The sequence below is a fragment of the Mannheimia haemolytica genome, from assembly GCF_004342115.1.
Lineage (GTDB): Bacteria > Pseudomonadota > Gammaproteobacteria > Enterobacterales > Pasteurellaceae > Mannheimia > Mannheimia haemolytica.
This window is the reverse complement of the sequence record NZ_SMAC01000046.1, coordinates 1-10,614: the sequence shown is the minus strand read 5'-3', so window position 1 is coordinate 10,614 and position 10,614 is coordinate 1. Positions and strand designations below refer to the sequence as shown.

13 protein-coding genes and 1 pseudogene are annotated in these 10,614 nt (G+C 40.1%); 1 reads left to right on the top strand and 13 read right to left on the bottom strand.

The genetic code is table 11. The features are described 5' to 3' along the window. Positions 1–90: 90 nt before the first annotated feature. The 9 genes and pseudogenes from EDC41_RS12775 to EDC41_RS12735 all read right to left on the bottom strand — a co-directional run. Positions 91–1,251: pseudogene (locus tag EDC41_RS12775) on the bottom strand (TraC family protein); the annotation flags it as partial. 77 nt (positions 1,252–1,328) lie between these two features. Continuing rightward, complete coding sequence (locus tag EDC41_RS12770; protein WP_115262440.1) at positions 1,329–1,727, bottom strand: TIGR03751 family conjugal transfer lipoprotein; 399 nt, start codon at positions 1,725–1,727, stop codon at positions 1,329–1,331. A gap of 13 nt (positions 1,728–1,740) precedes the next feature. Further along, positions 1,741–3,213, bottom strand: coding sequence for a TIGR03752 family integrating conjugative element protein (locus tag EDC41_RS12765; RefSeq protein WP_115262439.1), 1,473 nt, complete (start codon positions 3,211–3,213; stop codon positions 1,741–1,743). A 12-nt stretch (positions 3,214–3,225) separates the two neighbouring features. Continuing rightward, complete coding sequence (locus tag EDC41_RS12760) at positions 3,226–4,110, bottom strand: TIGR03749 family integrating conjugative element protein (protein WP_115262523.1); 885 nt, start codon at positions 4,108–4,110, stop codon at positions 3,226–3,228. Next, complete coding sequence (locus tag EDC41_RS12755; protein ID WP_115262438.1) at positions 4,110–4,754, bottom strand: PFL_4703 family integrating conjugative element protein; 645 nt, start codon at positions 4,752–4,754, stop codon at positions 4,110–4,112. Before EDC41_RS12755 ends, EDC41_RS12760 begins: the two co-directional genes overlap by 1 nt. Before the next feature lie 3 nt (positions 4,755–4,757). Beyond that, entirely contained in the window at positions 4,758–5,123 is a 366-nt protein-coding gene (locus tag EDC41_RS12750) for a TIGR03750 family conjugal transfer protein (RefSeq protein WP_115262437.1), read from the bottom strand. 21 nt (positions 5,124–5,144) lie between these two features. Then, positions 5,145–5,534, bottom strand: a complete 390-nt coding sequence (locus EDC41_RS12745; protein ID WP_115262436.1) for a DUF2976 domain-containing protein — start codon at positions 5,532–5,534, stop codon at positions 5,145–5,147. 13 nt (positions 5,535–5,547) lie between these two features. Then, positions 5,548–5,787, bottom strand: coding sequence for a DUF3262 family protein (locus tag EDC41_RS12740; RefSeq protein WP_172459169.1), 240 nt, complete (start codon positions 5,785–5,787; stop codon positions 5,548–5,550). Continuing rightward, the gene (locus EDC41_RS12735) at positions 5,787–6,113 is read right to left on the bottom strand and encodes an integrative conjugative element protein, RAQPRD family (RefSeq protein ID WP_115262434.1); all 327 of its coding nucleotides are present in this window, start codon (positions 6,111–6,113) and stop codon (positions 5,787–5,789) included. The genes EDC41_RS12740 and EDC41_RS12735 overlap by 1 nt, the downstream gene beginning before the upstream one ends. Positions 6,114–6,313: 200 nt before the next feature. Here EDC41_RS12735 and EDC41_RS12730 point away from each other — a divergent pair, with 200 nt between their 5' ends. Further along, on the top strand, positions 6,314–6,673 hold the full coding sequence (locus EDC41_RS12730) for a hypothetical protein (RefSeq protein WP_115262433.1): 360 nt from the start codon (positions 6,314–6,316) through the stop codon (positions 6,671–6,673). Between the two features lie 31 nt (positions 6,674–6,704). Here the strand turns inward: EDC41_RS12730 and EDC41_RS12725 are convergent, their stop codons facing one another. The 4 genes from EDC41_RS12725 to EDC41_RS12710 are packed head-to-tail and all read right to left on the bottom strand — an operon-like array spanning position 6,705 to position 10,453. Further along, positions 6,705–7,400, bottom strand: coding sequence for a TIGR03747 family integrating conjugative element membrane protein (locus EDC41_RS12725; protein ID WP_115262432.1), 696 nt, complete (start codon positions 7,398–7,400; stop codon positions 6,705–6,707). Then, entirely contained in the window at positions 7,397–7,750 is a 354-nt protein-coding gene (locus tag EDC41_RS12720; RefSeq protein WP_021279998.1) for a hypothetical protein, read from the bottom strand. The genes EDC41_RS12725 and EDC41_RS12720 overlap by 4 nt, the downstream gene beginning before the upstream one ends. Further along, positions 7,743–9,947 (bottom strand): type IV conjugative transfer system coupling protein TraD, encoded by a 2,205-nt coding sequence (traD, locus tag EDC41_RS12715; protein ID WP_115262431.1) that lies wholly within the window; start codon positions 9,945–9,947, stop codon positions 7,743–7,745. The genes EDC41_RS12720 and traD overlap by 8 nt, the downstream gene beginning before the upstream one ends. A gap of 26 nt (positions 9,948–9,973) precedes the next feature. After that, on the bottom strand, positions 9,974–10,453 hold the full coding sequence (locus tag EDC41_RS12710) for an integrating conjugative element protein (RefSeq protein ID WP_115262430.1): 480 nt from the start codon (positions 10,451–10,453) through the stop codon (positions 9,974–9,976). Between the last annotated feature and the right edge of the window lie 161 nt (positions 10,454–10,614).

The window sequence follows — 10,614 nt, the reverse complement described above, 5'->3', positions numbered from 1 at the left end:
TTGTTTAGATTGATTTTTGACACTCATATTCTAAACGGGAAACTCTCACTTTTTAGAGTGAATTGTCAGATCAAGTCTGATCTTCTACAGATAAAGTTTATGACCTTCTTTCAAATAAGCTTGTACTGTTTTACAGTCTTCTTTGAGGTATTTAGACTCAAAGTTTTCCCCTACCGCACGACCGCTGATTTTTTCCAGATGTGCTTCTAGTTTATCTTGTGGGTGTATCACAATCGTGATTGCCATAATGGTTGATTCCGGTAACAAATCAAATAGGGCATTAATATTTCTCCCACGTGTGATTTCTCCCGTAATCAGACCGACTTCCGGCTGCTTCCTCAAATTATTAACAACGACAACTTCATGTGGCTGATTATCAAAATACCAATAGCTTCCTTTATTCTGCGGTTGAGAATAGAAAAGATCTTCACTAAAATCGCTAAATGCGAGAGGCAAATCGTCATCAGATTCTTGTTTTCCGAACAAGTGGTAACAGTCATTATTGGAAAGCTCATCGAAATTGATTGAAGGATTTGGGTTAAACCAACGAAGTAACCATTGCCGGATTTGCTCACTATCCATTCGCTGAGAGTGTAACCCTGCTGTAGTCAAGGCACCATTTATGCGAGCACAAGCATTATTTAATTGCTCTGCAATTAAGGCAGTATTAAAATCATTTTGCTTATTTTCTACATAGCGATAAATCACCATTCTTGTTGTACGAATGCGTCCTGACCAAGCGGTATTTGTCACTCTGTCATCAATAAATAGTCCTCCGGGCTTACCAATATCCTTGAAGTGTTTCCCCATCACTCTTAACCACTCTTCACTAAAAGCGCTGCCCTTAGCAATAGGGGATATATACTGATGTAATTGTTCGGTATAAGGCTGTAAATCATCACTATCTTGGCAATAGAATTGAATTACATAAGGGTTGGTATCCAGTTCATCGAAGCTATCCTGTAAGGCATCTTTGACTAAATTACGAACTCGAGTTAAAAACTCAATACTTCGACCAGCAGTTCCAATCGGTTTTATGTCAAATACGGCTCCCATACTGCGAGCATCATCAAGGAGTAATACGCCATATTCATCTAGATATTCTCCCCAAGGCAGGTGCTCAATGAAAGAAGGCTCTTGAGAATATAATCGTTGATGATGCTGTGATTGACGTAATTTTCCACTGCGTTTAATTGGTTGAATAGTCACATCATCTAATACCATTTTTTCTGACTGTTCTGATGTGTCCATATTGATAACCGGATTTGATACAGTGGGGGATTTACTTAATTTAAACGAAGAAAAAACTTCACCTAAAAAAGACATTGTTATAGCCCCCTTATACTATCACCTGGCTGCGCATATTGAACTCGGCCATAAAACGGTAGTACCGTAGAATATCCCGGAATACTAAGCGGCTCACCGGAATTTGTCTGATGAGGATAGATATACATAATTAAATCTGGGTTCGGCAAACGTGGAAATAAATTATTGATTTCATTTTCTGCTGTACGGGTATAAGCACGTTGCTCACTATTGGGGATATAATTGACAGGATCGAGTTTTCGTCCATTTTGTGAGCGGTAGATATGTAGCTCATTATTACTCGCTCCTTTATCCCAAATGTCTTTCATTGTGCTACCGTTAGTTGGCAATAATTCTTGTGTAGAGGTTGTACAACCAGTGACAGCCAATGCACTTATGATGATGTAAAATAAACCTTTCATGTCGAACTCCCTTTTAATCAAGCTGTGTATTGAATGATTTTGCTCCGTATTTCACTTTACGGCCTTGTGGGTTGTAATCAATTTCGATTTCTTTCTCAATATGAATGGCGACACGATGACCAGGCGGCACATAAACGGCATCAAAATTTTCTGCAAAGCGTTTTCTAAACCAATCTGCCGATTCTTTTAAACCATTACCAATCGCTTGCCCTAAAATAAATTTACCTTGGTCGCCGGTCACTGCTCCCACTACACTGCTGCCATCCACAACAGTTGTAGTTTGAGATTGTGAAAATCCTTGAGCAGCAGCACTAGCCGCTGCTAAAAAGAAATTTGTACCCAAATATTCCGGTGCATTAGTTTTTCGCTCGCCAGGAACACAAGGAATACCTGAACTATCGGATAGCCAACCAATTTTTTCACTATTATTACCACTTCCTTTATGAGAGGTGCTAACGATTCGTCCATCATTAAAGACAAAGGTCATACTGGTTACCTCACCGCGAACACAAGATAATGTCCAATCACCGGTTGCTGTTCCTGAAACAATCGCCCCCTCCACATCAGGTAATTCAATCCCGTTAGCAATCAAATTTTCACGTCCAATCAATACTTTGAATGGGTAAGCATCAGACACCCTATTATCGATAGGAATACGCCCAATGAGTCCAGTCATTGCTACAGAATCTAAAAAGGTTGAATTACTTGGTACAGTATAAAATGGAGTAACCTGATTTTTTCCGGTTCCTTTTGCTTGGCCTTGTTGTGAGGTAACTGTGTCTGTCTCTGGGAAAAACGGCAGACCTTTCTTTTCTGCATTTGCTCCTGGATATTGCCCAGCTTTGAAATCAATAGGGAAGCCAAATTTAGTCGCAATTGTATTGCCTGAAACAGGTTTTCCATTTGCATCCAATCCCATTTGATCACTAGGCTCAACCCAGACCATACCATTAAAATCAGTATTGTGGCTATTTAGCGTTGAAGCACCACCAATCGGTAATTTATCTGTTGCAACAGGCGTTTTTTTACCCTGTATATCCGCATTTTGCTCTGCTGTAGAGGCTTGTTCTTGTATGACGGGCTTATTGCTTACTTGACTTGCCATATCAAATAGCTGCATTTTCAAATCAGCGATTTGCTCTTGAAGCTTACGGGTTTCATTATTCACGGCATCATTGATACGACCACCAATCTGTTCTTCTTTTTCTTTAAGCTGACGGTCTTTTTCATTAATTAAGGCATCCATACGTCGTTCATTAGATTTTACTGTAGTCACTAATGTACGAAGGGTATCTATCGGTGAATCACCTTGAATGCCCATTGATCTGACTTGTTCCGGTGTTAAATCTTTAATGGAAATATCTAAAATTTCCTGTTGTGTCGGTTGTGGAACTGGCTCACTACGTCCAAATAAGGCATAGACGATTCCACCGACTAAGGTAAATACAATACCCAGTATGACAAATAAGGCTTTATTTGCTTTCATTGCCTATCCTCCTTATTTTGCTGATTGTGCCGGTTTAGTTTCGACTTTGGTGGTTTTCTTCACCTTTTTGGTTACCGGTTTTACCTGACGCGTTTCAGGAATCAACGCATTATTGGCATAGCCTTCAGTAACTAAATAAAGCGTGGTGGTATCTTCATTGCTCCCATATCTCCCAAGCCAGTTATGTTGGAATGTCGCAGCATAAAACTGCCCTTGAAGTTCGCGAGGATCTAGAGTAATTTGACTATTCCCTTTATTTTGCAAACGAATCGCCGTGACTACATAATAATCAAGCTGCCAACTAATAAGAGGGGTTGCATCAATAGAATATGCCGGTAGTAGCGTCGTAATTTTTTTCGGTAATCGATGGGCTACTCGGCGAACACCTTCTAACGGCTCAACTGCACGAAGCGGGGCATAAAGCGATTGTGCGGCATAACGGGTTAATGCTGCCGGTATCGGTAATTGTGGTCGTGTGCCGGTCAAAGATAGATCAGGTTCATCATCTCTATTCGTTGAAAAAGATTGTTTTTCTACCGCAATATCAAATACCATTCGTATTGATTCTTCCGGATTAGCTACTTTGGTTGCAGAAACAATATCAAAGAGGAAAATTTCACCTGTAGAAACATCACGAAATTCAATACGGGTAGAAGGGAATGTCTCTAGGGCTTTTAAGTACACTGCGCCACCCGTTGATTGAATGCGTAATTTGCCATCTAATTCAGCCGGATAACCAACTTTGACATTTTTATCCACAAAAATAATCCGCTCTTTATCTACCTGCAAAGCAATCGGAAGAGGTTTTCTCTCCCATTTCATTAATACATCAGCAACGCTATGACTTGAAAAACTTAATCCAATTAAAGACATCAATAAAATAGGTAAGCGTTTCATCATTTTTTCTCCTCAGTTTTCGGCTCAACACCTTCTAGAAGTTTTGGAATGGAGTTATAGCAGTTAAAGCCTAATCCCCAAGGATTTTGTACAGAGTCCACCTCCATTCTGACAATACTGATTGGAAAGCGAATATAAGTTCGTTTCACCGGCTGACCTTGAAAATGTTCATCAACCCCAAGATCTAAATTCACTGCCCAGCTATCTTCACTGAAAACAGTGACCTTATCTTCACTATATCCACGGCCTGTAATCTCATAGACCATACGAGTTCGCCCTCTTAATTCATTATTGCGTAGGCGATCTTTATAATCTTGACGTAAAAATGCTTCGCAATGGGGTGTTAAAAATGGCTTTAATGCCGTAATATTTTTCTCATAATCCTCTTCACCATTATTTAACCAGCGATTCACTTGTTGAAAAATTTGGTAGGAGAATGCGTAAATCGTAGGTTTAGGGATTTCCCACCATGCTCTCTGACTACCGGCACGGAGATCAGGCGGGTTATAAATAGTTAAACGGCTTGGTGAGGTATAAATTACCCCAGCCAGGACTAAAATAATGATAAAAAATAAGGAAGCAAAAAATCGTGCTGTTTTAATGTGTTTATCTTTTTCGTGTAATAGGCTTTTAAGCTGGCTCATGTGTTACATCCTTTTGTATCGACGGATGGACCAAAAACCTTCACGCCGAATAAATTTGTTACCATTAAGTAGGTCATCAAGTTTCTTTTCAATAAGGCGATTCAAGTAGGCTTCCGGTTTACCTCGTTTAATTGCAGCAACAACAACTTTTCCAACTAATACCGTTGCAATACATAAAAGCATTGCCATTGCCGGAATAAGTAACCAAAAGTCTGTCAATATCCAGAAAAAGAGACCAACAATCAAACCAAGAGCAAAGCCTAAACTGGCTGAAATCCCAAATTCACTCACTGTCATTCCACCAAAAACAGTAGCTTCTCGATTTAAACGAGTAGGTAAAAAAGAGATTGTTTGATCATGTTCCGACATATTGGTCTCCACTATAGCTTTTTAGAATAATCCTACTGCCAGTTTGACTAACCATAAGCAGAAGAAGATCACAATGAAGCCGATAATTAAAGCTCCAATAAAGTGCCCCCAGCCTTTCTTACCATTTTCAGATGTAGCTTCGTTATAGATACTGATTAATGCTTTTACAACAACGAAAATAGCTACTGCAGCTAAAAGTACGGCAACAAGCGTGACAAAACCTTTGGCCACAATCCAAATAATTTCCATAGGATCTTTGGTATTGCTATCTACTCCGGGAATCTGGAAATCCGGGATTTTAGAGGCATCGGGACCAGCAGCTAATGCATTGTGGATTGTTCCCCAAAAGAACAGCATAACAGCCAAATAACGGCTATGGAGATGTTTCGCAATAGATTGAATACGACGCATACAGACCTCGAATCTAATAGATGAAGAAATAGGTAACACAAATAATGAGTGCCACCCCTTTGAGGAATAAAACTAAAAGTGAAAAAGGTCCTTTATCTCGAAATGAAAATCCTTTAAAACCACTATTCACTGCCCAAGCTGCAGCTAAAAGCAGTCCTGCAAGCAATATAATGGCAATCGTGATTTTCAATCTGAAGGGTTCAATACCGCTGGCAGCAGAAAAAGCCTTAGAAGCAGTGTCAGAATATGGCATTATTTCCCCCTAAGCTGACTGTAATCCTCTCCAAGTGTGCGGAGTGTGTTTGGATCACGAGGCAACATTCTGCTAGGGCTAATATATTGCTGGATTCCTTTTTTCACGGTTTCAATATCACGATGAACGGCAGAATAGTTAAAATACTCCCGCGTTTTCGGTGAAGCTTTTGCTACTTTTTCTGCACGTTGTAGTGATAGCTTGGCAGCTTCCAATTGTTTTATCGCTTGAGCCAATTGTTCTTGTTCTGTCGTTGCATATGCAGATAGGCAACTACAGCTAACTACAAGTAAAATGGCACGTCTTAACGCTATTGAAATAGACATAGAGAACCTCTCATTTTTAATTTCACCTCAGATTAAGAGTGCCAAAAGCAACTTTAAAATTTAATGAGAAACTCTATTGCCAATTGGAAGAGATATTGACAGGAAAGTATTGAAAATGAATAAATAATTCGGTCTATAAAATGAATGGAAATATCAGTTATTATGCTCCTTGAGGTATTCCCCTTTGTGATAATGATTTGATGAAATATCTATTCATCCCCCTTCTTTTTCTCCCACCTGCATTTTCCCTTCCTCCCACACATAAAGTAGGGAATATCTGCCATGCAGAAAATGCACCATTTAATTATGGAGGCGTTTGGGAATTAAGCCTTAATGGGAATTTAATCTGTAACTATTGGCAGTTTTTAAGCGATACAGAACGTAAATATATAGAATCGCAGCTAAATGAATATGGAGAATTGACCGAGCAACAAATTGAGGATATTCAATCTGATGATGAGGAATATACGGATAATTATTGGGAAGTCGATGATTGGGAGAGTTCTGATTGGGATACTGAGGCAGAAAATGAAGATACAGAGACAATAACAGAGGAATAAACCCCGGCGTATTGCCAAGGGCTTATGAAATTTACAAGAATTTCTTGAAACTCGCCGCAGTTATACAGATGGATAAACCAAATAAACAAGCCGCCGGGACTAAAATAACGTTCGGGTGAATTGAAAACGGGATAGATAAATAAACTACCCAAGCTGTGACCATCATTGGCATAATATAACGTCTAGCGTGATGGTATAGGTAGGCAGATTCCCGTCCGGCACCAAATTTCCGTATATCCCGTAATGACAGTCCTTCCGTTAAACCGGAAAGTGCGGTCAATAAAAAGAGCGGACTTGTAAAAATAATAATAATGAGGCGAATAATAAAGGTGATCACTACATAAATAACAGATTCAATATAGGCTCTGCCGTAGTGATGTATCCATTGTTCCATACTGCCGTTACCCGGAGAGAGCAGCCAGTCCTTAATACCGGTATAAACAAACAACCAGTTATAGACATTTTCAATAATCGATGTTGCAAAAGCAGTTGAGGATTTAGCAAACAGGCTTTGAGAAAAATCATCTGATAGCCATTGCATCTCATTGAGCATCATTGTTTGGCTATGCAAATGTCCTTCTTCTGGCCACCAAAACGCAATTCCTACCCATTCTAAAATGATGCTGAATATGAGAGATACTGCGATTGCAGCCAGTAACATATTGATTTTTCCCAAAATCAGACTGATTAAGCCTGATTTTCGACGAGGTTTAGTTTCTTCACTCATTGCAAACTATCCTCTCTATCGAGCTGGCACTGGACAAGGATATAGCCGGAAGGATTATTATCAAAAGCAAGATAAAAGGCGAAAATATCTTTGGATTTATCCGAGTTACGCATAGATACTTCATCGGCAGACCATAACGAAAGCCCTTGAACTGCGAATTTTTCGGCAAATTGATGGAAGGAATAACCTTGTTCAAACCATTCAATAAAATAGGATTGACTATGAATCAGGAGTTCTTCCGCATTATCTAACCCACAAGAAACAGAAAACTCACCATCAAAGTTACGGTATTTATTGGGTAAATCTAAGAGGTTGGTTCTATTTTCTTCTCTCATTTTGGCACTACTCATCGTCATTTTCCTCTTCATCAATATCATAAGGTTCATCTATACCAAAATTATCTACTTGGCTGTCTATAGGCGTTTTATATTGAGGCTCTGACATTGCTTCAAATGCTTCTGCAATGTCTCGGGACGGCGTATATTCTGTAAATGCCGGTTGCCACCAATTTTCAACAACGTGATAGTTTTTACGCATATAATCTGTCAGCTCTCGTAAAGATTGAGGCATCATATCATCTTTATCAACAGCAGGTAACGGCATCCGAATTTTCCATAATTTACTCCCATCCATTAAAGCGAATGCTTGTCCTTTTGGTAAATTGGTAATGTTGGCCGGAACCAGCATAGGAACGGTACTTTCACTGATACGCTGTCCAGTATTCGAGCTAAATGCCTTATCATCGTCAGGGTTGCTAGAGTCCGTCGTACTGGACGTGACCGTGCTACGCTTAATTGTTACTTCGTGTAACTGCTTAGTCAGCAATTCAGCCGTTGCAGGTTCTTTTACCCTCAGCATATAAAGTGTATTGAAGTTACCTAAGGTTTGCCCCGCTTTCGGTTTGCTGCCGATACGAGCCTCAATATCGGAGAGTGTTTGCGTATAAGCAGTAACTTGTACCCCTGCACCACCACCTTTGTTGATGAGAGGAATAAATTCATCGCCCATCAATTCATTGAATTCATCGCAATGGAGATTAATTTTCACCGGTTTTGATTTTTCTTTGAATGCTCCCGGTAATCCTTCATTTGTTCCAAATTTATACAAATGACCTGCCATTGATACTAAATCCGCAAACATACTGTTTCCCACGGCAGCAGCAACCGTTGCATCAGAGAGTGCGTCTAAACCAATATAAACAATTCCCCGTTTACGAATAATGGATTCCCAGTCAAAAATCGGGCGTTCATCCAAAATATCGGCATAATCCGGAGATAAAAGTTCGGAAATTTTTCCGGTCGTTAATTTCTCCAATAACGGCAATAACGAAGCAACAATTTTATCAAAATAGGTACGGTCATAGCGTACTGCACTAGCAAGCCCTTGTAAAATGGGGTCAAAGACAGCACTTTCAGCGATGTACTTGTTGATCACAAAAATCAGTGGGCGGTCTTTCATCCCAAAAGGGAGAGCTTTCTCATCCAGTCCGGCAGCGATTGTTGCTAAATTTTCCCAGATTTTTGGATCGGTTTTACGAATGAATTTCTCCGCATAATCAAGGAATAGTGAGTCAATGTTTTGTACAAACTGGGAAATTTGAACATAGTTTGGACGATTCCCCAACTCTACCAATGCACGTGCAACAATATTGACAAATCGCCAAGCGAACTCTTTAAATGCCGCAGAGTTACCCGCCCCACTTAGCTGTCCTGAAATACGGCCAGCGACTTCCGAAATACGGTTAAAGCGTCCTACTGGGTTATAACGGGCAGAAATTTCAGGATAACCTAAATGGAACACATAAAACTCATCTTCTCGCCCCGCTCGTTTTGCCTCCGCATATATTCGTTTGAGCATATCGGCATCGCCTTTCGGATCAAAGAATACCACCACTTCACGTTCATCAGGTGTTCTACCTCGGTGGATATCTTGGGTAACAAAAACCTCAGCTAAACGGGTTTTACCAACACGGGGCGTACCAAACACTGCGGTATGCCCAACTCGAGAGCTGATCGCTTGAACAACATCCACCTCATTTGGCTCAATTCCGTGAATAGCCGGAATACCTTCAACTGGTGGTAGCGGTCTAACTGGATTCCATTGACTATCTTTTGTGGTAAGGCGTGTTAGTAAGTTTTCGTGGCGTTTTTCATACTCTCTTGCCATTTTAAAGAGTTTGGACGGTTCAAGGTATTTAGAACCATTATCCGAAAAACAGTCGTGTAATCTCTGTGTGTGAATAGGTTTCCATTCAAATCCTTTCCCGACAAACAAATACTTACTACTGACAGGAATTTGCTTACTGGTCATTGAATAATTAGGCAAACGTTTCAGGTTGCGATGGTAACGCACAATTTGCCAACCTTGTTTTGCCCGATAAAAGCTCAATGCTCCAAAACCAGCTGCAATACTGTAACCGATACTTGGATGGAGTGCCAAAGACCAAGGAGCTGCAGCACTGACAAAAGCACAAGAAGCGTGAACAGTTGCCGGAAAAAACTCAACAGGAGGACGTAACCAAGCTTCCAATGTATGTTTAGCAGACATTATTGTGAAACTCCGCTTTCAGTGATTCAGACAGGGTAATGTGCAATACCAATTCGCTCTGCAAGGTCATCTCCGGGAGTTGGTAATATTCTCAGTTCCGGCACAATGTCGCGTAATTGATTAAGTTCGGAGAGTGTTTGTACATTCACTACAAGTCCTGTTGCATTCAACGTGATCAACTTATCTCGATTTTGTTGCAGCCACTGAGCTGAGGTATTATCCGCTCCAATTAAGAAAATGGCTTGTATTCCTGTTAAATCAAACGGTTTTTCTTTAATAATCCCGGGAGATAATTTATGGGAAATAATGGGTAAAATGTCAGCCTCGCTAACTGAGGCTTGAATGGAATTCGGATAGTTTGGTGCATTTTCATCGTGTTCCGGTTGCAAAGATTCATAAAAACGTACTGCACTTTCACCGCCGAAATCAGCAATCACAGTTAAATCAGCCCAAGCGAAATGGGACACATATAAACTAAGTAATAATACTTTTACCTTGTTTTGCATTTTTACCTCTGAAGAGTATTTTGGGATTCTACCCAAACCATTGCATTTTTAGGTTCAACCCAGATCATTTGTAGAAGATCAGACTTGATCTGACAATTCACTCTAAAAAGTGAGAGTTTCCCGTTTAGAATATGAGTGTCAAAAATCAATCTAAACAAAAA